Annotated in this window: 17 protein-coding genes and 1 riboswitch; of the genes, 10 read left to right on the top strand and 7 right to left on the bottom strand. The window is 75.5% G+C overall.

Going from position 1 to position 22102, the window contains the following annotated elements:
- Positions 1 to 180: 180 nt before the first annotated feature.
- Positions 181 to 323, bottom strand: a riboswitch (cyclic di-AMP (ydaO/yuaA leader).
- A 365-nt stretch (positions 324 to 688) separates the two neighbouring features.
- The 3 genes from ACZ6PY_RS26050 to ACZ6PY_RS26040 form a co-directional block, all read right to left on the bottom strand.
- Positions 689 to 1486: a hypothetical protein gene (locus ACZ6PY_RS26050; protein WP_466076351.1), complete on the bottom strand. Its 798-nt coding sequence runs from the start codon at positions 1484 to 1486 to the stop codon at positions 689 to 691.
- A 159-nt stretch (positions 1487 to 1645) separates the two neighbouring features.
- Entirely contained in the window at positions 1646 to 2134 is a 489-nt protein-coding gene (locus tag ACZ6PY_RS26045; protein WP_466076349.1) for a hypothetical protein, read from the bottom strand.
- Between the two features lie 60 nt (positions 2135 to 2194).
- Positions 2195 to 3379, bottom strand: coding sequence for an acyltransferase family protein (locus ACZ6PY_RS26040; RefSeq protein WP_466076347.1), 1185 nt, complete (start codon positions 3377 to 3379; stop codon positions 2195 to 2197).
- 222 nt (positions 3380 to 3601) lie between these two features.
- Between ACZ6PY_RS26040 and ACZ6PY_RS26035 the strand changes: the two genes are divergently transcribed.
- A complete protein-coding gene (locus tag ACZ6PY_RS26035; protein ID WP_262283629.1) occupies positions 3602 to 4240 on the top strand; it encodes an alpha-ketoglutarate-dependent dioxygenase AlkB in 639 nt (212 codons plus the stop codon).
- Between the two features lie 94 nt (positions 4241 to 4334).
- Positions 4335 to 5672: a uracil-xanthine permease family protein gene (locus ACZ6PY_RS26030; protein ID WP_466076344.1), complete on the top strand. Its 1338-nt coding sequence runs from the start codon at positions 4335 to 4337 to the stop codon at positions 5670 to 5672.
- Positions 5673 to 5873: 201 nt separating this feature from the next.
- Here the strand turns inward: ACZ6PY_RS26030 and ACZ6PY_RS26025 are convergent, their stop codons facing one another.
- Together ACZ6PY_RS26025 and ACZ6PY_RS26020 are read right to left on the bottom strand one after the other, a co-directional pair.
- Positions 5874 to 8363: a DNA gyrase/topoisomerase IV subunit A gene (locus ACZ6PY_RS26025; protein ID WP_466076342.1), complete on the bottom strand. Its 2490-nt coding sequence runs from the start codon at positions 8361 to 8363 to the stop codon at positions 5874 to 5876.
- Positions 8364 to 8394: 31 nt separating this feature from the next.
- Positions 8395 to 10452 (bottom strand): DNA gyrase/topoisomerase IV subunit B, encoded by a 2058-nt coding sequence (locus ACZ6PY_RS26020; RefSeq protein WP_466076340.1) that lies wholly within the window; start codon positions 10450 to 10452, stop codon positions 8395 to 8397.
- 325 nt (positions 10453 to 10777) lie between these two features.
- On the opposite strand from ACZ6PY_RS26020, the gene ACZ6PY_RS26015 reads away from it, so the two are divergent.
- Positions 10778 to 12034 carry an SGNH/GDSL hydrolase family protein gene (locus ACZ6PY_RS26015; protein WP_466076338.1) on the top strand — a complete coding sequence of 419 codons (1257 nt, stop codon included), beginning with the start codon at positions 10778 to 10780 and terminating at the stop codon, positions 12032 to 12034.
- 48 nt (positions 12035 to 12082) lie between these two features.
- Here ACZ6PY_RS26015 and ACZ6PY_RS26010 read toward each other — a convergent pair whose 3' ends face one another.
- Both ACZ6PY_RS26010 and ACZ6PY_RS26005 read right to left on the bottom strand, forming a co-directional pair.
- Positions 12083 to 12715, bottom strand: coding sequence for a class I SAM-dependent methyltransferase (locus ACZ6PY_RS26010; RefSeq protein WP_466076335.1), 633 nt, complete (start codon positions 12713 to 12715; stop codon positions 12083 to 12085).
- Positions 12715 to 13152, bottom strand: coding sequence for an RrF2 family transcriptional regulator (locus tag ACZ6PY_RS26005; protein ID WP_262283623.1), 438 nt, complete (start codon positions 13150 to 13152; stop codon positions 12715 to 12717). Before ACZ6PY_RS26005 ends, ACZ6PY_RS26010 begins: the two co-directional genes overlap by 1 nt.
- Before the next feature lie 227 nt (positions 13153 to 13379).
- On the opposite strand from ACZ6PY_RS26005, the gene ACZ6PY_RS26000 reads away from it, so the two are divergent.
- From ACZ6PY_RS26000 to rfaE2, 7 genes are read left to right on the top strand one after another with little or no spacing between them, the layout of a single operon-like run.
- Positions 13380 to 15035 carry a carbamoyltransferase family protein gene (locus ACZ6PY_RS26000; protein ID WP_466076330.1) on the top strand — a complete coding sequence of 552 codons (1656 nt, stop codon included), beginning with the start codon at positions 13380 to 13382 and terminating at the stop codon, positions 15033 to 15035.
- Entirely contained in the window at positions 15032 to 16066 is a 1035-nt protein-coding gene (locus ACZ6PY_RS25995) for a glycosyltransferase family 2 protein (protein ID WP_466076327.1), read from the top strand. Before ACZ6PY_RS26000 ends, ACZ6PY_RS25995 begins: the two co-directional genes overlap by 4 nt.
- 35 nt (positions 16067 to 16101) lie before the next feature.
- Positions 16102 to 17679: an HAD-IIIA family hydrolase gene (locus ACZ6PY_RS25990; RefSeq protein ID WP_466076322.1), complete on the top strand. Its 1578-nt coding sequence runs from the start codon at positions 16102 to 16104 to the stop codon at positions 17677 to 17679.
- A 42-nt stretch (positions 17680 to 17721) separates the two neighbouring features.
- Entirely contained in the window at positions 17722 to 18696 is a 975-nt protein-coding gene (locus ACZ6PY_RS25985) for a glycosyltransferase (RefSeq protein ID WP_466076319.1), read from the top strand.
- Positions 18681 to 19898: a glycosyltransferase gene (locus ACZ6PY_RS25980; RefSeq protein WP_466076316.1), complete on the top strand. Its 1218-nt coding sequence runs from the start codon at positions 18681 to 18683 to the stop codon at positions 19896 to 19898. The genes ACZ6PY_RS25985 and ACZ6PY_RS25980 overlap by 16 nt, the downstream gene beginning before the upstream one ends.
- Positions 19898 to 20626 carry a D-sedoheptulose-7-phosphate isomerase gene (locus tag ACZ6PY_RS25975; RefSeq protein ID WP_466076313.1) on the top strand — a complete coding sequence of 243 codons (729 nt, stop codon included), beginning with the start codon at positions 19898 to 19900 and terminating at the stop codon, positions 20624 to 20626. Before ACZ6PY_RS25980 ends, ACZ6PY_RS25975 begins: the two co-directional genes overlap by 1 nt.
- Positions 20623 to 22035 (top strand): D-glycero-beta-D-manno-heptose 1-phosphate adenylyltransferase, encoded by a 1413-nt coding sequence (gene rfaE2 / locus ACZ6PY_RS25970; protein WP_466076309.1) that lies wholly within the window; start codon positions 20623 to 20625, stop codon positions 22033 to 22035. The genes ACZ6PY_RS25975 and rfaE2 overlap by 4 nt, the downstream gene beginning before the upstream one ends.
- Positions 22036 to 22102: the final 67 nt, after the last annotated feature.

The following is a 22102-nucleotide window of genomic DNA, read 5'->3' as shown; positions in this document are numbered from 1 at the left end:
CGGCCCCACGCACGGAGGAGCTCACGCGCGCTGGCGGGGCGGCGGGTCGCCGCGGAAGGGGAGCGCCCGGGGGCCGGGCGGTCGGGGAGTGGCCGGGTCAGGTCGCCGTCAGGCGAGCGCCGGCACCACGATGCCGTGGAGGCGGGGGGACGAGCGGGGGGTGGTGAGCACGAGGAATAGCACTCCTTCCGTGGCCGCCGACCGGGTTAGCTGACGGATTCGGGCGGGAAGTACGCCCTACCGCGGGCCCGTGGCCCGCGGATTCACCCCGGTGTTGCTGTGGGTCCCCGGTTCGTGAAGGCACGATTAGGCGGGTCGGCGCGGCGTCGCCACTTGCGATCGGAAACCGCTCCGGACGCGCCGACACTACCGGTGGGTACCTCTCCTGCCAAGCGCTCCCACCTGCGTAAACCTCGTGCACCGCTACGGATTTCGGAACAGTCGGTCACTCACTTCACTCAATGGGACGAGCAGTTACGGTGGCGCCGCGCGGCGGAAAGCGGACATCCGGTGGCGGCCGGCCCGGGATTGCGGTCATCGATCGGCCAACCTGTCCCCTGGTGACCGTTTCCGGGATGGCCGTGACCGGGCTCACCACATTTCGGATAACAATTCGGTCGACGCCGCTCCGTCCCGGCGGCACCGGCGTGCCGCCGTCCCGGGCGGTGTCGTCGCGAGCGGGTCCGGGTCAGCCGGCCCGGGCGGGGCGCCAGCGGGCGCCGGGCACCGCGGCCGGCGCCGGGACCGGGAGCCGGGTCGTCGCCGCGTCGTCGCGGCCCTCCACCGCCGCGACCGGGTCCTCGGCACGGCCGGGGCGGAGCGCGGTGGCCGCCGCGTAGGACTCGGCGGAGAGCGTTCGCGCCGCCTCGGCCGCGAGCTCGGCGTCCCGCCAGGCCCGCCGCTCCCGCTCCGCGGCCGCCGCCCAGGCCGCCCGGCGGCTCTCGCGTACCGCCCGGGCCAGGACGATCTCCTGCTCGGCCGGGTGCCGGCGCGGGTCCCACCCGTTGCGGCGGGCCAGCACGTCCGCGAGCTGCCGCGCGCTCAGGTCGCCCCGCCAGTGCGCGGTCATCGCCGCGTGGTGCAGCCAGCGCTCCCGGGCCGCGTACTCGGCCGGGGTGCGCGGGGTGTGCGGCGCGGGCAGGGCGGCGGCCGGAGCCAGGCGGCGGGCGCCGGCCTCGGCCTCGTCGTACGCCCGCCAGGCCCGGTCGGCCTCGTCCTGGGCGGTGAGCCACTGCTCCCGGCGCCGCCGGGCGGTCTGCGCGGCACCGGCGGCGGCCACCGCCACCTCGTCGGCGTAGCGGCGCAGGTCGGCCCGGCGCGCGGCCGCCTCCACGGCCGGGTCGGGGGCCGCGTCGGAGGCGCCGTCCCGCTCCGGGCGGGCGACCAGCACGGCGAGCAGGCCGAGGGCGAGCAGGAGCAGGGCCGACCAGATGGCGGCGGCCTCGGGCACCTCGGTCAGGAAATGGTAGAGAACGGTCTGCGGCATGGTCGGCACCTCACGGGAGAAAACGTGGTGGAGAGGTGTCCGCACGACCCGCGGCGGCGGGGGCGGCGGCAACGGGTGCCGCCGGGCCGCCCGGCGGGCGGGGTGCGGGGGTGAGGTTCGGTGCGTGCGGCGGGCGCGGGCCGTCGGCCGGCGGGCGGGTCAGCGGGCGGGCGGGGCCCGGGAGCCGACGGTGGCCGGGACCAGCCCGGTGAGGGCGAGCGGCCGGTCCGCGGCGCGGGTCACCGCCGCGGGCGCCGCCGGCCAGGGCTGACCCGCCGGCAGGGCCGGCGCGTCGACGGCTTCGCCCCGGATGTCCTGGCCGGTGCCGGCGGTGGCGGGGCCAGCCGCGACCCGGAGCTGCCCGGCGGCGTCGGCGCGCAGGGGCAGACCCTCGGCGGAGGCCGCCACGGTCGCCGCCACCGGTGCGGTCGCGGCCGGTGCGGTCGCGGCCGGTGCGGTCACGGCCGGTGCGGTCGCGGCCGGTGCGGTCGCGGCCGGTGCGGTCGCCACCGGCGCGGTCGCAGGTGCGCCGAGCGGCAGCGTGGTCGCGCCGAAGGAGCAGGCGACGAGCACGGCCAGCGTGGCCAGCATCCGGGCGGTCCAGCGCGCCACCCACCACAAGGGACAGGTGAGCGCGATGGGCAGCACGGGTACAAACTACCGCCGATGACGCCACATCGCACCGTCGCGCGGGCGTGTCGCGGCGGCTCAGCCCGGGTCGCGCCGCCCGGCGTACTCGACGCTTCTGGCCGGGGCCTCGGGGGCCGCGCGGGGGGCGGGCACGCGCGGCGCCGGCGCGGTGGCGCCCGGCGCCCGGCGGGCCCGGCGCGACGGTCCGAGGCGGCGCATCAACGGCATCTCCACCCAGCGGTGCAGGGCCGCGGCGAGCAGGAGGTTGAGCAGCAGGAAGGCGAGCACCACCAGCGGCCCCCACCAGCCGCCCAGGCCGGTGCCCCAGTCGCCGGTGAGCCGCAGCACGGTCCTCATGACCAGCACGTGGACCAGGTAGAAGGCGAAGGAGACCTCGCCGAGCCAGACCATCGCGCGGGACCGCCACGGCGTGGGCCGGCCCCGCACGTCGGCGTCCGCCGCCGCCGTGATGACCAGCAGGTAGGCCGCCGCGAGCAGGGCCGCCCAGAACTCGGCGCGGATCCACAGCGCGGCCACCACCCAGGTGGCCACGAAGAGCAGGCTGGCCACGGTCAGGTTCGGGCCGCGCCAACGGCCCCGGCGCAGCAGCTCGGCGGCCGCGACGCCCAGCCAGAACTCGAAGGAGCGGGTGACCGGGAAGATCTGGGTGAACCACCAGCGGCTCTCCTCCGGCACCAGGAGCTGCGCGGGCCAGAGGGCCAGGATGAGCAGCGGCACGGCCACCACGACCGCCCACAGCGCGCCGGTCCGGGCCCGGCGCAGCCACGGCAGCACCAGTGGCAGGCAGAGGTAGAAGGCCAGCTCGCAGGAGAGCGACCAGCTCACGTTGTTGACGCTGTAGAAGTAGCCGTCCAGCGGGATCCAGGCCTGCAGCAGGAAGAGGTTGCCGACCGCGGCCCACGGGGCGACCGGGTCGGCGAACCAGAACGCGACGGCCAGCGCCACCACGAAGGTCACCAGGTGGTTCGGATAGATCTTGGCGAGCCTCCGGCGCAGGAAGGTGCGGCGGGGCTCGCCGTCGCGGTACGACCAGACCAGCACGAATCCACTGAGGATGAAGAAGAACTCCACCCCCGAGAGGCCGAGGCCGAACGCCGTGCCCACGAAGGCCTTCAGGTCGGGCTGGGCGACGATCCCCATGGTGCCGACGTGGAAGGCGAAGACCAGCAGGGCGGCGATCCAGCGCAGCCCGGTCAGCGACGGCAGGCGGGTGGCGCGGGGGGCGGCCGGAGCGCTGGTCACGCCGGGTACCCGGCCATCCGCAGGGTCACCGGCACAGCTCCTCCTCGGGGGTGTCGGCGGGGCGGCCGGAGGGCCTCCCGCGACGGCGCCCGCGGGCCGGGCCACCGCCGGGCACCCTACCCGGTGTCCGGATCCGCGCCCCCGGCGCGACGGGGACCGCCGTTCCCGCCCAGCCCCACCATTCCTCGTACGCCTGTTCGAGAACAGGGTAGGATCGGCCGCGTGTCCGACGTCGCGTACCAGCCCTCGATGCTCGACTTCGCCGCGCAGGGCCCCACCCTGGGCCCGCTCGCCGGCCGGGTACGCCGGCACGAGCTGAGCCGGGGCGCCTGGGTCGACCACCTGCCCGGCTGGGTGGCGGGCTCCGACGCGGTGCTCGACACGCTCCTGCACGAGGTGCCGTGGCGGGCCGAGCGCCGCACGATGTACGACGCCGAGGTCGACGTCCCCCGCCTGCTCTGCTGGTACGCCGCCGGCCGCCAGCTGCCGCATCCGGTGCTCACCACGGCGCGCGACACGCTCACCCGGCACTACGCGGCCGAGCTGGGCGAGCCCTTCGTGACGGCCGGGATGTGCCTCTACCGGGACGGCCGGGACAGCGTGGCCTGGCACGGCGACACCCTGGGCCGCTCCGCGCACACCGACACCCTGGTGGCCATCGTCTCGTTCGGCTCGCCCCGGCCGCTGCTGCTGCGCCCCCGCGGCGGCGGGGGGACCAGCCTGCGCTTCCCGCTCGGCCACGGCGACCTCGTGGTGATGGGCGGCTCCTGCCAGCGCACCTGGGAGCACGCCGTCCCGAAGACCGCCCGGCCGGTCGGCCCCCGGGTCAGCGTGCAGTTCCGTCCCGCCGGCGTGGCCTGACGCCGAGCCGGCCCCGGACCCGGGCCGGTGCCGTGCTAGAAACAACTCTCAGGGTCGATCACGCCCCCGTCACCTGACGACGCGAAGGGCTGCCATGACCCAGTCCCCCACCTCCCGCTGGTCCCCCTGGACCCTGCACGGCGACGGCCGCGCCGTGACCCCCGGCGACGTGGTCCACCCCGGCGAGCGGCTGTCCTGGCCGCGCACCGTCGGAGTCGGCGTGCAGCACGTGGTCGCCATGTTCGGCGCCACCTTCACGGTGCCGCTGATCACCGGCTTCCCGCCGGCCACCACGCTCTTCTTCTCCGGGCTGGGCACGCTGCTGTTCCTGCTGATCACCGGCAACCGGCTGCCCTCGTACCTGGGGTCGTCGTTCGCCTTCATCGCCCCGGTGCTGGCCGCGACGACCGACGGCGGCATCGGCGCGGCGCTCGGCGGCATCGTGGTGGCCGGCGTCGCGCTGGCGCTTGTCGGCGTGGTGGTGCAACTGGCCGGGGCGCGCTGGATCGACGCCCTGATGCCGCCGGTCGTGACCGGCGCCATCGTGGCCCTCATCGGGCTCAACCTGGCCCCCGTGGCCTGGGACGGCGGCGGCAGCGGGACCGGTGTCAAGGCACAGCCGCTGATCGCGGTGATCACCCTGGTCGCCATCCTGGTCAGCACGGTGCTCTTCCGCGGATTCCTGGCCCGGCTGTCGATCCTGCTCGGCGTCGTGGTCGGCTGGGTGCTGGCGGCGCTGCTCGGCCAGCTCGACCCGACGGCGGTCACCACGCTGAAGGAGGCCGCCTGGGTGGGCCTGCCGCAGTTCCACGCCCCGACCTTCGGCCTGCGCGCCGTGGTGCTGGTCATCCCGGTGATCCTGGTGCTGATCGCGGAGAACGCGGGGCACGTCAAGGCGGTCGCCGCGATGACGGGGCGGAACCTGGACCGGGACATGGGGCGGGCGTTCCTCGGTGACGGCGTGGCCACCGTGCTGGCCGGTTCCGGCGGTGGCTCCGGCACCACCACGTACGCGGAGAACATCGGCGTGATGGCGGCGACGCGGGTCTACTCGACGGCCGCGTACTGGGTGGCCGGGTTCGCGGCGGTGCTGCTCGGGCTCTGCCCGAAGTTCGGCGCGCTGATCCTCACCGTGCCGGCGGGGGTGCTGGGCGGCGCCACCACGGCCCTGTACGGCCTGATCGCCGTGCTGGGCGCCCGCATCTGGATCGAAAACCGGGTGGACTTCCACGACCCGGTCAACCTCATGACCGCCGCGGTCGCCGTGATCGTCGGCGCCGCCAACTACACGGTGACCGCCGGCGACCTCTCGTTCAACGGCATCGCCCTGGGCACCGCCGCCGCCCTGGTGATCTATCACGGCATGCGCCTGATCGCCCGCCTCCGCGGCACGACCCCCACGACCCGCCAAGCCCCCGAACCCGAACTCTGACCGCCTCCCCCGCCCCGCCCGCCGGTCCCGCCCCGCCCGCCCGGTGCCGTTGATCATGAAGTTGTTGTCACGACACGCCGCGCCCGAGGGCAACAACTTCATGATCAGCGCCGGGAGGCCCGGGGGGGTGGGCGGGCGGGGTGCGCGGGTGGTGCGTGAAGGGGCCCCGCGGCCACGCCGCGGGGCCCCTTCGGGCGACCGTCAGTCGCGGTCGATCTGGTGGCCGACCACCGTGGGGCCGAGCATCACCGCGAAGCCGGAGCCGTCGCGGCGGGGGTCGGCCGGGGGCAGCTCGACCGGGTCGCCGGTGGCCGTGGCGCCGACCGGGCGCGGGCCGATCCAGGCCACGGCCAGGTCCAGCTCACCCTTGAGGAACCGCTGGGCGCGCACGCCGCCGGTCGCCCGGCCCTTCGCCGGGTACGCCTTGAACGGCGTCACCTTGACCGTGGCGCCGGTCGAGGTGACCACCATCGGCTCCCCGTGGCCCGGGTCGTCGGTGCGGATCGCGCCGAAGAAGACCACCCGCGCCCCGGCGGGCAGGTTGATGCCGGCCATGCCGCCGCCCTTGATGCCCTGCGGCCGGACCACGGATGCCGCGAAGCGCAGCAGTGACGCCTCCGAGGAGACGAACGCCAGGGTCTCCGCCCCGTCGGTGAGCCAGGTCGCCCCGACCACCTCGTCGCCGTCGCGCAGCGAGATGACCTCGAACTCGTCCGAGCGGACCGGCCACTCGGGCGCGCAGACCTTCACCACGCCGTGGCGGGTGCCCAGCGCCAGGCCGGGTGAGCCCTCGGCGGGCGGGCCGAGCGGGGCCAGCCCGACGACCGTCTCGCCCTGCTCCAGCGGCACCAGCTCGGCGGCGGACATGCCGCCGCGCAGCGACACCGTGCCGGACTGCTCGGGCAGCACCGGCAGTGGCAGCACATCGATCTTGAAGGCCCGCCCGGCACTGGTCACCAGGAGGACCCGGCCGCGGGCGGTCGAGTGCACCACGGCGCGTACCGCGTCGTGCTTGACCCGGCCGCTGCGCCGGCGCGCCTCGGCGGCCTCCTCCGACTCCGCCGCGGTGCGGGCGACCAGCCCGGTGGCGGAGAGGATGACCTGGCAGGGGTCGTCGGCGACCTCCAGCGGGCCGGCCGGCACGGACGCCGCCAGGACCTCCTTGAGGTCGCCGTCGACCAGGGTGGTGCGACGGTCGGCGCCGAACTGCTTGACCACGGCGGCCAACTCGTCGGAGACCAGCTTCCGCAGCACCTTCGGGTCGTCGAGGATCTTCGACAGCTCGGCGATCTCGCCGCGCAGCTTCTCCTGCTCGGCCTCCAGCTCCAACCGGTCGTACTTCGTGAGCCGGCGCAGCGGGGTGTCCAGGATGTAGGTGGCCTGGATCTCGGAGAGCTTGAACTTCTGCATGAGGCCGTCCTTGGCGGCCTGGGCATCCTCGCTGGCCCGGATCAGCTTGACCACCTTGTCGATGTCGAGCAGGGCGATCAGCAGGCCGTCGACCAGGTGCAGCCGCTCCTCGCGCTTGCGCTTGCGGTACGCGCTGCGCCGGGTGACCACCTCGTAGCGGTGGGCGAGGAAGACCTCCAGCAGCTGCTTGAGGCCCAGGGTCTGCGGCTGGCCGTCGACCAGGACCAGGTTGTTCACGCCGAAGGACTGCTCCAGCGGGGTGAGCCGCCAGAGGTCGGCCAGCAGTGCCTGCGGGTTGACCCCGACCTTGCACTCGATGACCAGCCGGGTGCCGTTCTCCCGGTCGGTGAGGTCCTTGACGTCGGCGATGCCGGTCAGCCGCCTGGTCTTGTTGACCTCGTTGGTGATGGCGGCGATGACCTTCTCGGCGCCCACCCCGTAGGGCAGCTCGGTGACCGTGATGGCCTGCCGGCCCCGGCTGCCCTCCAGCGGGCCGGTCTGCACCCGGGCCCGCATCCGCACCACGCCGCGCCCGGTCTCGTAGGCCCGGCGCACCTCGTCGAGGCCGAGCAGCAGCCCGCCGGTGGGCAGGTCGGGCCCGGGGACGAACTCCATGAGCTTGTCGAGCGTGGCGTCCGGGTGGTTGATCAGCCAGCGGGCGGCGTGGACGACCTCGGCCAGGTTGTGCGGGATCATGTTGGTGGCCATGCCGACCGCGATCCCGGACGCGCCGTTGACCAGCAGGTTGGGGAAGGCCGCCGGCAGCACGGTGGGCTGGGTCAGCGAGCCGTCGTAGTTGGGCTCGACGTCGACGGTGTCCTCGCCCAGCTCGCCGACGAGCAGCATGGCCTCGCGGGACATCCGCGCCTCGGTGTAGCGGGCGGCGGCCGGGCCGTCGTCGGGCGAGCCGAAGTTGCCGTGCCCGTCGATCAGCGGCACGTTGAGCGAGAAGTCCTGGGCGAGCCGGACCATCGCGTCGTAGATCGCGGCGTCGCCGTGCGGGTGGTACTTGCCCATGACGTCGCCGACGATGCGGGCCGACTTCACGTGCCCCCGGTCGGGGCGGTGGCCCTGCTCGTACATCGACCAGAGGATGCGCCGGTGCACCGGCTTGAGCCCGTCCCGGGCGTCGGGCAGGGCCCGGGAGTGGATGACCGAGAAGGCGTACTCCAGGTAGGAGTCGGAGACCTCGGTGACCAGCGGGTTGTCGAAGACCCGGGCGCCGGCCTGGTCGAAGGCGGAGAGATCCGCCTTGGCGCGGTCGTCCTTGCGGCGTGCCATGGTTCAGCTTTCCCTTCGAAGAACCCGGTGGTCAGGCGTCGATGGCGTCGCGGTCGACCCGGTCTGCCGAGTCGATGAGCCAGTTCCGGCGGGGCTCGACCTTCTCCCCCATGAGCAGTTCGAGGATCCGCTCGGCGGCCTCGACGTCGTCGAGGGTGATGCGGCGGACCGCCCGGGTGGCCGGGTTCATGGTGGTCTCCCACAGCTCGTCGGCGTCCATCTCACCGAGACCCTTGAACCGCGGGATGGGTGTGACGATCTGCTTGCCGGCCTTCTCCAGCTTGCGGACCGTCGCCTCCATCTCGGCCTGGGTGTAGGTGTAGACGGTCTGCGGGTTGCGCCCCCTGGTGGTGATCTTGTGCAGGGGCGGCATGGCCGCGTAGAGCCGGCCCGCCTCGATCAGCGGGCGCATGTAGCGGGCGAACAGCGTGATGAGCAGGGTCCGGATGTGCGCGCCGTCCACGTCCGCGTCGGCCATGATGAGCACCCGGCCGTAGCGCAGCGCCGACAGGTCGAAGGTGCGCCCCGAGCCGGCGCCCAGCACCTGCACGATGGCCGCGCACTCGGCGTTGTCGAGCACCTGCTGGAGGTTGGCCTTCTGCACGTTGAGGATCTTGCCGCGGATCGGCAGCAGCGCCTGGTATTCCGAGGAGCGGGCCATCCGGCTGGTGCCCAGGGCGCTGTCGCCCTCCACGATGAACAGCTCGCTGCGGTCCACCCCGGTGGCCCGGCAGTCGACGAGCTTGGCCGGCATCGACGCGCCCTCCAGGGCGGTCTTGCGCCGGGCCGCATCCTTCTGCTGCTTCTGGGTGAGCCGGACCCGGGCCGCGTCGACGATCTTCTGCAGCACCGTGCGGGCCTCGGCCTTGGTCCGCCGGTCCTCCAGCCAGGCCTTGAGGTGCGCCTCGACCAGCCCCTGGAGCACCTTGGTGATGCCCGCGGTGGACAGCTCGTCCTTGGTCTGCGAGGTGAACTGCGGCTCCGGGATCCGCACGTGCACCACCGCGGTCATGCCCTCCAGGACGTCGTCCAGGGTGGGCGCGTCCTCCTTGGGCTTGAGCAGGCCGCGGGTGTTGCGGGCGGCCTCGGCCAGGGTGCGCGCCAGGGCCCGCTCGAAGCCCTTGCGGTGGGTGCCGCCGTGGGCGTTGCGGATCGTGTTGGTGAAGCACTCGACGGTGCGCTCGTAACCGGTGCCCCAGCGGAACGCCACCTCGATCTCGGCCCGGCGCTGCACGTTGGACTGCATGACGCCGTTGGCGTCGGCGGCGTTCTCCCGGTAGGTCCCCTCGCCGGTGACCAGCAGGGTGCCGGAGACCGGGCGGTCGCCGGCCGGGGCGAGGTAATCGACCATGTCGGTGAGGCCGTTGGGGAAGTGGAAGCTCTCCTCGACGGCCTTCTCGCCGGTCTCGTCGCGCAGCCGGTAGGCCACGCCGGGGACGAGGAAGGCGGTGTTGCGCAGCTTGAGGCGGACCGCCTCCGTGTCCAGCGCCGCGCCGGTCTCGAAGTAGCGCGGGTCGTGCCACCAGCGGATGGAGGTGCCGGTGCGCTGGCCGCGCTTCATGGCGCCGACGATCTGCAGACCGGGGCCGGGCGTGAACGGCGCGTCGGGGCCGTCGCCGTCGAAGATCCCGGGTACGCCGTGCCGGAACGACATCGAGTGGACCTTGCCGCCGCGCCGGACCGTGACGTCGAACCGCCGGGAGAGCGCGTTCACGGCCGAGGCGCCCACACCGTGCAGACCGCCGGAGGTCTTGTAGCCGGACCCGCCGAACTTGCCGCCCGCGTGCAGCCGGGTCAGCACCAGCTCGACGCCCGAGATCCCGGACTTGGCGTGCACGTCGGTCGGGATGCCGCGGCCGTCGTCGTCGACCCGCACCGAGCCGTCGGCGTGCAGGATGACGTCGACCTTCGTGGCGTGACCCGCGACACCCTCGTCGGTCGAGTTGTCGAGGATCTCGTTGACGAGGTGACCCACGCCACGGCTGTCGGTCGAGCCGATGTACATGCCGGGGCGCTTCCGGACGGCGTCGAGGCCCTCCAGGTGCGTCAGGTCGTCGGCCCCGTACAGGGTCTCAGGCTGTGCGGTCAACTGGTCGTACTCCCAGGTCTCGGCGGTGTGGTGCCGCTCACCGTGCGATCCCCCACGTCGATCGCCAGGCGCGGCGCGCCGGAGCGAGCCTAGCCCGGCACTCCGACAGACCCGTGGCACCCGGTGCGGTGCGGCGCGGTCGGCCGGCGCCGCGGAGGCGAGGAGGCGTCCGTGCAGGACAACGACGTGCGCCGCCGGCGTCTTCCCGCCGGGCGCCGCGGGAGCGAACACCGGTATGTCCATCCATTGACGCACGTCACACGGGCGTGATCTGATCGCCTCCTCAGAGGATCTTTCACATTTCGATGTGTGAGGGGGTCGGCCCATGTCCCTGTTCCGTCGTGCCGCGCTCGCGGCGGCGCTGGCCGTGGCCGCGGTGGCGCTGCCGGCCGCCGTGGCGCCCGCCGGGCCCGCCGCGGCCGCCCTGCCCACCGCCGCCGTGGCGCTGGGCGACAGCTTCATCAGCGGCGAGGGCGCCGGGGCGTACGCGCCGGTGGTCGACGTCAACGGGGTGGCCCAGGGCTTCCCCGGCTGGTCGGCGCCGAACAGCAGCGCCTACTTCTGCCACCGCTCGCCCAACGCCTCCCTGTTCCAGGCCGACCTGCCGGGCATCGCCGCCCGGTTCAACCTGGCCTGCTCGGGCGGGCAGCCCTACGACATCGCCGCCGCCTCCGCGAGCCGGGCGAAGGGCCGGCAGGTCGGCGCCCAGCTCGACCAGCTCCGGGCGGTGGCGCGCACCCACGACATCGACCTGGTGCTGGTGGGCCTCGGCTCGAACAACAGCTCGTTCACCTTCGGCAGCGTGGCGGAGAAGTGCGCCAACCGGTTCATCGCCGACGCCTGGACCGGCTGGTGGGAGTTCTGGGCGTACCTCGGCGGGCCGGTCGAGCAGGAGCCCTGCACGGACGCCGACCTGGGCACCGCCGCCCAGTTCGCCGCCGCGACCGCGGAGACCACCGCGGCCCTCCGGCAGCTCCTCACCACGCTCGACCAGATCGACGCCGACGGCCAGCACCGGGTCGTGTTCCAGGACTACACCAACCCGCTGCCCGCCGAGCTGGCCTCCGGCTACTGGAGCGAGGACGACCGGGACGACACCCGGGACAAGTTCCGGGCCCTCGGTGCCGAGCGGTACGCGGCCGGCTGCCCGATCCACCGCGGCAGTCTCGCCCCGGGCCAGCGCTTCTCGCAGGGTCTCGGCACCCTGGTCAGCTCGGTCCGGAGCACCCTGGCCGCCGAGTTCCCCCAGGACGACCTGGTCTACCTCAACGTGCAGCGCGCCTTCGACGGCGCCCGGCTCTGCGAGTCGGCGGGCAGCCCCGGCAACGCCCTGGCCACCCCGATCCGGCTCATGGACGGCCCGACCGGCGTCTTCGTGACCAGCCTCTCCGGCTACGACAAGCTCGACATCCAGCGGATCGCGAACGCCTGCGGCACCTACTTCCAGACCTGCCAGGAGTCCTGGCACCCGAGCGCCGCCGGCCACCGGGTGCTCGGCCGCTGCCTGGCCGGCGCGGCCACGACGGGCTCCCGGGCGGTCTCCTGCGTCCGCGCCCCGGACGGCACGATCACGGTGGGCTGACCCGCCACGACCGCGAGGCGTCCCCGCCCGGGGGCGCCTCGCGGCGGGTCAGGGGCGGACGGCCGCGCCGAGCACGTGCGGCGACGCCGGCCCCGGCATCCCGGTCGGCGGAAAACGGAACCGGTCCAGCTCGACCACGGTGAAGCCGGCGGCCCGGATCGCCGCCACGGTGTCCCGGGCGGTGTGGCAGCCGGCGCAGCACAGCGGCCAGAGTGTGGCGTCGGCGACGCGCTGGGCGCGGCGCAGCCCGGGAGTCTCCGCCACGACGTGCTCGTAGAAGCGGAGCTGTCCGCCCGGGCGGAGCACCCGGCGCGCCTCACGCAGCGCCACCGCCTGGTCCGGCACCGAGCAGAGCACCAGCGACAGCACCACGGCGTCCGCGCCCGCGTCGGCGACCGGCAGCGCCTCGGCCAGGCCGGCGGCCACGGTCACCGGCACGCGGGCGTCGGGCGCGGCGGCCCGGACGAGCGCGCGCAGCCGCCGCTCGGGCTCCACGGCGAGCACTCCGGTCACCGTCGGCGGATAGTGCGGGAGGTTCCGCCCGTTGCCGGCACCCACCTCGACGACCCGGCCGCTCAGCCCGGCGACCAGGCGGCGCCGGTGCGCGGCGGCACCGGCCCGGTCCATGGCGACGCTGGCGCGGGCGAAGACCCGGGCGAAGATCGGATGCGAGACCGCCATCAGGTGCGCACCGCCGGAACGCCGAGGGTGAGCAGCAGCGGGCCGGCCGCGCCGTCGACCAGGTCGCCGAGGCGTACCCCGTCGAGCACGGCGAGGAAGGCGGCCTGGGCGCGGCGCAGTTCGCCGCGCAGCCGGCAGCCGGCGACCAGCGGGCACGCCGGCTGCTCGCAGTTGACCACCTCGTCGTCGCCCTCGAAGGCCCGCACCACGTGGCCCACGGTCAGCTCCCCGGCGGGCTCGGCGAAGGCCACCCCGCCGGAGCGGCCCCGGATGGTCACCAGCACGCCGAGCCGCTGCAGGCGCTGCACCACCTTGGCCACGTGGCTGCGCGGCAGCGCCAGCTGGGTGGCGAGTTCGTCCACGGTGGTCCGGGCCGGGGACGCGGCGGTCAGCATGGCGATCCGCAGAGCCATGTCGGTCGACCGGTTGAGCTTCACACCTCGACCCTAGCCAGAGCCCGCCCGCCCCGACACGGGCCGACCAGCCCGTCCGGTGGCAATGACGCTGGCCACGAGGGTCCCGTGCCCCTCGGGATCGCCGCCGCCCCGTACACCGACCAGCGGCTTTGGTCCCGCGTCGGGGGCGTCCACACCGGAGATACGACTTCTCGGGAGAAGTCGATGATCTACAGGTTAGGCCGTGGTCGCCGGGGTAGGGACCACGCATGCGCGTCCTTGGAATCAACGCCGTCTTCCATGACCCCGCGGCCGCCCTGGTGGTCGACGGCCGGGTGGTGGCCGCCGCCGAGGAGGAGCGGTTCAGCCGGCGCAAGCACGGCAAGCGCCCGGTCCCCTTCTCCGCCTGGGAGCTGCCCGAACTGTCCGCCGCATGGTGCCTGGCCACCGCCGGGATCGACGTGGACAGCCTCGACGCGGTGGCGTACTCGTTCGACCCCGGCCTCTGCCGGGACGCGGCCGAGCTGGGCCTCAGCGACCCCTGGGACTGGCTGCGGGTCGACTACGCCCGGCGGGCCCCGCAGTTCCTCGCCGCCGCCCTGCCCGGCCTCGACCCGGACCGGGTGCGGTTCGTGCCGCACCACGTCGCGCACGCCGCCTCCGCCGGCCTGGCCGCCCCGCCGGCCGGCGACGACACCGCGGTGCTGGTGCTCGACGGCCGCGGCGAGGTGGCCAGCCACCTGGCCGGCGTCTACCGCGACGGCCGGCTGTCGCCGCTGCACTCCCAGCAGCTCCCCCACTCGCTCGGCCTGCTCTACGAGGACCTCACCCGGCACCTGGGCTTCCTGCACTCCAGCGACGAGTACAAGGTCATGGCGCTGGCCTCCTACGGCCGGCCGAAGCACCTGGGCCTGCTCCGCGACCTGGTCCGGGCCACCGACGACGGCGGCTTCCACGTCGAGCGGATCGACTGGGCCGGCCTGGCCAAGACGGTCGCCGCCGGCGGCGAACTGACCGAGGAGCACGCCGACCTGGCCGCCAGCGTCCAGGCGCGGCTGGAGGAGGTCATCCTGGACCTGTCCCGCTGGCTGTACGACGCCTCCGGCGGGGCCCGCACCCTGGCCATGGCCGGCGGCGTGGCGCTGAACTGCGTGGCCAACGCCCGGCTCGCCGCCGAGGGGCCGTACCGGGACGTCTGGGTGCAGCCGGCGGCCGGCGACGCCGGCACGGCGCTCGGCGCGGCGCTGCACGTGGCCGGCGAACTGGGCGACCGGTCCACCCCGATGGCGGGCGCCGACCTGGGCCGGGGCTGGTCGGACGAGGAACTGGAGGCGGAGCTGCGGCGGGCCGCGCTGCCGTACACCCGGCCGGCGTCGATCGCCGCCGAGGCCGCCCGGGTGCTCGCCGACAACGGCATCGTGGCCTGGTACCAGGGGCGCAGCGAGTACGGCCCGCGGGCGCTGGGCCACCGGTCGCTGCTGGCGCACCCGGGCGACCCGGACACCACCCGGCGGATGAACGACGTCAAGGGCCGGGAGCAGTTCCGGCCGATCGCCCCGATGGTCCGCGCGGAACGCTTCGCGGAGCTGTTCGACGGGGTCTACCCCAGCCCGTACATGCTGTTCGTGCACCGGGTGAAGCCCGAGTGGCGGGACCGGATCCCGGCGGTCACCCACGTCGACGGGACCGCCCGGGTGCAGACCGTGCACCCGGAGACCGAGCCGCTGGTGGCCGAGCTGCTGGCCGAGTTCGAGCGGCGCACCGGGCTGCCGGTGGTCGTGAACACCTCGCTCAACACCGCCGGGCGGCCCATGGTGGACACCCCGCGCGAGGCCATGGAGCTGTTCGGTTCCGCCCCGGTGGACCTGCTCGCCCTCGGCCCGTTCGCGGTGCACCGCCGCGCCCTGGGCGGTGGTGCCCGGTGATCAGTGTGGTCGTGCCCACGCTGGGGCGGCCGAGCCTGGCCACCCTGCTGGACGCCCTCGCCGGCCAGCTCGACGAGCTGCCCGGGGTCGAGCTGCTGCTCGTCGACGACCGGCGCGACGACACCGGGGAACTGGCGGTGCCGGGGGCGCTGGCCGCGTACACGAAGGTGCTGACCGGGCGTGGCGCGGGCCCGGCGGCCGCCCGCAACCTGGGCTGGCGGGCCGCCCGCGGCGAGTGGGTGGTCTTCCTCGACGACGACGTGGTGCCGGCGCCGGACTGGGCCCGGCGGCTGCGCGCCGAGCTCGCGGTGGCCGGCGGGGTCGGCGGCGTGCAGGGCGTGGTGGAGGTGCCGCTGCCCGCGCACCGGCGCCCCACCGACTGGGAACGCGGCACCGCCGGCCTGGCCGAGGGGCGCTGGATCACCGCGGACATGGCCTACCGCCGGAGGGCGCTGGCCGCCGTCGGCGGGTTCGACGAACGCTTCCCGCGCGCCTACCGGGAGGACGCCGAGCTGGCCCACCGGGTCCGCCGGGCCGGCTGGGACCTGGTCCGCGGGCGGCGCCGGGTGACCCACCCGGTCCGACCGGAGAGCCGCTGGGTCAGCCTGCGCACCCAGCGCGGCAACGCCGACGACGCGCTGCTGCGCCGGCTGTACGGCCCGGGGTGGCGGGCCCACCTCGACCTGCCGCCGGGGCGGCGGCCCCGGCACGTGACGGTCACCGCGGCCGGGGCCGTGGCGCTGGCCGCCGCGGCGCTGCGGGCCGCTCCCCTGGGTGCCGTCGGCGCCCGGCGGGCGGCCGGCGTGGCCGGCGGACTCGCCGCGCTGGTCTGGGCGGCCGGCACCGCCGAGTTCACCCGGGCCCGCGTCGCCCCCGGACCGCGCACCCCCGATGAGGTCGCCACGATGCTGGTGACCAGCGCGCTCATCCCACCGCTCGCCGTCGTCCATTTTGTCCGGGGTTGGTGGCGCGCCCGCGCCGTCCCCGCCGGGGCGCTGGTCACCGCGCGCGATCCCGGGGCGGGACGGTGATGTTTAGTTCCTTGTCCCAGGGCAACTGTCCGGCCATGAATCCGGCCGGCCCCGCCCTCTACGACGCGGTGCTGCTCGACCGCGACGGCACGCTGGTCGAGGACGTGCCCTACAACGGCGACCCGGAGAAGGTGCGGCCGCTGCCCGGCGCCCGGGCGGCACTGGACCGGCTGCGCGCGGCCGGGCTCCGGCTGGCGGTGGTGACCAACCAGTCCGGGCTGGCCCGGGGACACTTCACCGAACGGCAGATGCACGCCGTGCACGCCCGGATCGAGGAGCTGCTCGGCCCGTTCGACCACTGGGCGATCTGCCCGCACGACGACACCGACGGCTGCGCCTGCCGCAAACCGGCCCCCGGGCTCGTGCACGAGGCGGCCCGGGCGCTGGGCACCACGCCCCGGCGGTGCGTGCTGATCGGCGACATCGGCCGCGACATGGCCGCCGCGCTGGCCGCCGGCGCCACCGGGATCCTCGTGCCCACGCCAGTCACCCGCCCCGAGGAGGTGGCCGACGCACCGGCCGTCGCCCGGGACCTGCCCGGAGCGGTGGCCGAGATCCTGCGCCGGGACCGGGCGGTACGACCGGAGGCGCCGCGCGCCGGGCGGGCCGGCACGGTGCTGGTGGTGCGCAGCGACTCGGCCGGCGACGTGCTGGTGACCGGCCCCGGGATCCGCGCGGTGGCGGCCGGGGCGGACCGGGTGGTGCTGCTCTGCGGGCCACGCGGCCGGGCGGCGGCGGAGCTGCTGCCCGGCGTCGACGAGATCATCGAGTGGCGGCTGCCCTGGATCGACGGCGCCCCCGGGCGGGTCGACCCCGACGACATGCGCCGGCTCACCGGCCGGCTGGCCGCGGTGGGTGCCGACGAGGCGGTCGTCTTCACCTCCTTCCACCAGTCGGCGCTCCCCCTCGCCCTGCTGCTGCGGATGGCCGGGGTGCCGCGGATCAGCGCCATCAGCGACGACTACCCCGGGTCCCTGCTCGACGTGCGGCACCGCGTGCCCGTCGGGGTGCCCGAACCGGAGCGGGCCCTGTCGCTGGCCGCGGCGGCCGGCTTCGCGCTGCCCGCCGGCGACGAACCGGGACTGCGACTCCGCGCCGACCTGCCCGCGCCGGCCGTCGACCTGCCCGCCGGCGACTACCTGGTGGTGCACCCCGGCTCGTCGGCGCCGGCGCGGGCCTGCCCGCCCGACCGCTGCGCCGAGATCGTGGCCGCCCTCGCGGCCGACGGGCACCGGGTGCTGGTCACCGGCGGGCCCGGCGAACGGGACCTGACGGCCCACGTCGCCGCGGCCGGCGGCACCGACCTCGGCGGCGCCACCGACCTGGCCGGGCTCGCCCGCATCCTCGCCGGGGCCCGCTGCCTCGTCGTCGGCAACACCGGGCCGGCGCACCTGGCCGCCGCCGTCGGCACCCCGGTGGTCAGCCTCTTCGCCCCGACCGTCCCGTTCGGGCAGTGGGGGCCCTACCGGGTGCCCACCGTCCGGCTCGGCGACGCCGGGGCGGCCTGCCGGGACACCCGGGCCGCCGTCTGCCCGGTCGCCGGGCACCCCTGCCTCGGCGGCCTGGACCCGGCCCGGGTGGTCGCCGCCGTCCGCCGGCTCGTCCCCGGCTGAACCCCACCGCCCGCCCCCGCACCGTCGCCGACGAGGAGAGAGATGAACGTTCTGCTGTGGCACGTGCACGGCTCCTGGACGACGTCGTTCGTGCACGGGAGACACCGGTACCTCGTGCCGGTCACGCCCGACCGCGGCCCGTACGGGCGGGGCCGGGCGCGGACCTACCCGTGGCCGGAGAACGCCGTCGAGGTGACCCCGGAGGAGCTGGGGCGGGCCGAGGTCGACCTGGTGCTCCTGCAACGGCCCGAGGAGCTGGACCTGGCCGAGCGGTGGCTGGGCCGCCGGCCCGGCCGGGACGTGCCGGCGATCTACGTCGAGCACAACACCCCGAAGGGCGACGTGCCGAACACCCGCCACCCGATGGCCGACCGCGACGACCTGCTGCTCACCCACGTGACCCACTTCAACGAGCTGTTCTGGGACAACGGGGGCACCCGCACCGCCGTCGTCGAGCACGGCATCGTGGCGCCGGCCGTCGAGTGGACCGGCGAGCTGGACCGCCTCGCCGTGGTCACCAACGAGCCGGTCCGCCGCTGGCGGGTCACCGGCACCGACCTGATGCCGCGCTTCGCCGCGGTCGCCCCCCTGGACGTCTTCGGCATGGGCGTGGCCGGGCTGCCCGACCGGCTCGGGCTGCCGGCGAACCGGCTCGCCGTCCACGACGACCCACCGCAGCACCGGATGCACGCCGAGGTGGCCAAGCGGCGGGCGTACCTGCACCTGTGCCGCTGGACCTCGCTGGGGCTGAGCCTCGTCGAGGCCATGGCCATCGGCATGCCGGTCGTCGCGCTGGCCACCACCGAGGCCGTGGACGCCGTGCCACCCGGCGCGGGGGTGCTCTCCACCCGGGTGGACACGCTCGTCGAGGCGGCCCGCTGGCTGGCCGAGGACCGCGACGCCGCGTACCGGCTGGGGGCGCGGGCGCGCGAGGTGACGAAGGAACGGTTCGGGCTCGACCGGTTCCTCGCCGACTGGGACCGACTCATGGAGGAGGAGACATGCGCATCGCGATGATTTCAGAGCACGCCAGCCCTCTCGCCGCCCTCGGCGAGGAGGACGCCGGCGGTCAGAACACCCACGTGGCGGAACTCGCGGCCGCGCTCGTCGGCGAGGGGCACGACGTCCGCGTCTACACCCGCCGGGACTCCGCCGCGCTGGCCGACGTGGTGTCCAGTCCGGACGGCTACCAGGTGTGCCACGTGCCGGCCGGCCCGGCGCAGCGGGTGCCGAAGGACGAGCTGCTGCCGTACATGGGCGAGTTCGGCAGCTGGCTGGCGGACTCGTGGCGGCGCGGCGGCTGGATCCCGGACGTGGCGCACGCGCACTTCTGGATGAGCGGCCTGGCCACCGTGCACGCCGGGCGGCGGACCGGGGTGCCGACGGTGCTGACGTACCACGCGCTCGGCACGGTCAAGCGCCGGCACCAGGGCGCGCGGGACACCAGTCCACCAGGGCGGATCGGCTACGAGCGGGCGCTCGGCCGGACCGTGGACCGGGTGATCGTGCAGTGCGCGGACGAGGTCGCCGAGCTGGTTCGGATGGGCGTGCCACGGTCCCGGATGGCGCTGGTCCCGTCCGGCGTCAACCAGGCCGTGTTCCGCCCCGACGGCCCGGTCGCCCCCCGCGACCCGGCCCGCCCCCGCATCCTCACGGTCGGCCGGATGGTGGAGCGGAAGGGCTTCCTGGACGTGGTCCGGGCGCTGCCCGCGGTGCCGGACGCCGAGTGCGTGGTGGTCGGCGGCCCGCCGGCCGACCTGCTCCCCGCCGACGCGTTCGCCCGGCGGCTGTCCGCGCTTGCCGAGTCGTGCGGGGTGGCCGACCGGGTGAAGCTGGTCGGCGCGGTGCCACGCGAGGAGATGCCCGCCTGGTACCGCTCGGCGGACGTGCTGGTCGCCGCCCCCTGGTACGAGCCGTTCGGGCTCACGCCGCTGGAGGGGATGGCCTGCGGTGTGCCGGTGATCGGCACCGACGTGGGCGGCATCGCGGACAGCGTCGTGGACGGGTTGACCGGCGACCTCGTGCCGCCGCGCGACCCCCGCGCGCTCGGCACCGCGCTCCGCCGGCTCCTCGCCGACCGGGTCCGCCGTTTCGCGTACGCCACGGCGGCGCTGGACCGGATCCGCAGCCGGTACTCCTGGAAGCGCTGCGCCGAACAGCTCGGCGCGGTCTACGCCGCGCTGACCACGGCGTCCCGGCCGGCGTCGGCGGTGGCGTGATGACCCGCCACGACGCCCTCGACGCCCACCTCTCCGGGCTGGCCGCGGCACTCCTGCCCTACCGGCGGGAGGCGGAGCGGCTGGCGGGCTGGGGCACCGAGCTGGCCTGGACGCTGGCCCGGGGCGGGCGGCTGCTGGCGGCCGGCAACGGCGGCAGCGCCGCCGAAGCCCAACACCTCACCGCCGAACTCGTCGGCAAACTCCGCGACGACCGCGAACCCCTCTCCGCCATCGCCCTGCACGCCGAAACCTCCGCCCTCACCGCCATCGGCAACGACTACGGCTACGACGAGGTCTTCGCCCGCCAGGTCCGCGCCCACGGCCGACCCGACGACATCCTCCTGCTCATGTCCACCAGCGGCACCAGCACCAACCTCCTCACCGCCGCCCACGCCGCCCACGACACCGGCCTACGCTGCTGGGCCTTCACCGGCCCCGCCCCCAACCCACTCGCCGAGGCGTGCCACGACGTGCTCGCCGTGCCGTCCCCGGACAGCCAGGTCGTGCAGGAGCTGCACCTGGTCTCCACGCACCTGCTCTGCGAGTACGTCGACCAGGCCCTGCCGCTGATCCGGCAGCTCCCCACCGCGCCCGTCCCCGCGCCGCGGGCCGGCACCTTCGCCCGCTGGGCGCCGCCCCCGGTCGCCGCCGGCAGAGGCCGGGACGGCGCCAACGGACACTCGACCAACGGACACGGGTCCCCCGGCGCGGGGTCGGTGCGGTCGTGACCCGCCCGCTGGTCGTGGTCGGCGACGCGCTGCTGGACCGGGACGTCACCGGCGTGGTCGGCCGGGTCGCTCCGGACGCGCCGGTGCCGGTGCTCGACGAACGGTCCGCCGCCGAGCGGCCGGGCGGTGCCGGGCTGGCCGCGCTGCTCGCCGCCGCGCAGGAGACCGAGGTGGCGCTGGTGACCGGGCTGGCCGACGACGCCGGCGGCGCCCGGCTGGCGCAGCTGGTGACCGAGGCGGGCGTCGAGCTCTTCCCGGTCCGCCTGCCCGGCGCCACCGCCGAGAAGATCCGGCTCCGGGCCGGCGGGCAGACCCTGCTCCGGCTGGACCGGGGCGGTGACCCCCAGCCACCGGGCGAGCCGCCGGAGGCGGTGCTGGAGCTGCTGTCCCGGGCCCGGGCCATCCTGGTGAGCGACTACGGTCGCGGGCTGGTCCGGCACCCGACGCTGCGCGCGGCACTGGCCGACGCCACCGCCCCGGTGGTCTGGGACCCCCACCCGCGCGGCCCCGCCGCGGTGCCCGGGGCCCGGCTGGCCACCCCGAACCTGGCCGAGCTGCGGCAGCTCACCGGCGACGCCGGTGCCGGTTCGGCGCTCTCCGCCGCCACCCGGGCCGGGCAGGAGCTGCGCCGCCGGTGGCGGGTCGGCGCGGTCGCGGTGACCACCGGGCCGGACGGGGCGGTGCTCTGCCACTCCGGCACCGCGCCGCTGGTCGTGCCGTCACCGTCCACCGTGGCGCACGTCGAGGACACCTGCGGCGCCGGGGACCGGTTCGCCGCCACCGCGGCGCTGGCGCTGGCCGACGGGGCGTCGGTCGCCGAGGCGGTGCAGGCGGCGGTCGGTGCCGCGTCCGCGTACGTGGCGGCCGGTGGGGCGGCCGGCCTGCACCGGGCGCCGGAGCGGCCCGAGCACCACGTCGCCGGTCGTACCGGCGAGGAACTCGTCGCGAAGGTACGCGCCGACGGCGGCACGGTGGTCGCCACCGGCGGTTGCTTCGACATCCTGCACGCCGGTCACCTGGCCACCCTCCAGGCGGCCCGCCGCCTCGGCGACTGCCTCGTGGTCTGCCTCAACTCCGACCGCAGCGTCCGTGGCCTCAAGGGGCCGGAGCGCCCGGTCAACCCGGAACAGGACCGGGCCCGGCTGCTGGCCGCCCTGGACTGCGTCGACGCGGTGGTGGTCTTCGACGAGCCCACCCCGCACCAGGTGCTCGCCCGGCTGCGGCCGGACGTCTGGGTCAAGGGCGGCGACTACGCGGGCGACGGCGCGCCCGAGCTGCCCGAGGCGGAGCTGGTGCGCCGCTGGGGCGGGCGGGTGGTCACCGTGCCCTTCCTGGCCGGGCGGTCCACCACCGGCACCATCACGGCCGCGCGCCAGCGCGGTCTCCACCTCGTGAAGGGAGCGGTATGAGCGAGCGTCGACACGCGGATCGTCCACGGAGGGAACGGGCGCCTCAGGGCGGCCCGGAGCGGAACGG

The organism is Micromonospora sp. NPDC048907 (assembly GCF_055586885.1).
The sequence above is the reverse complement of the archived record's forward strand: the minus strand, read 5'-3'. Positions and strand labels throughout refer to the sequence as shown.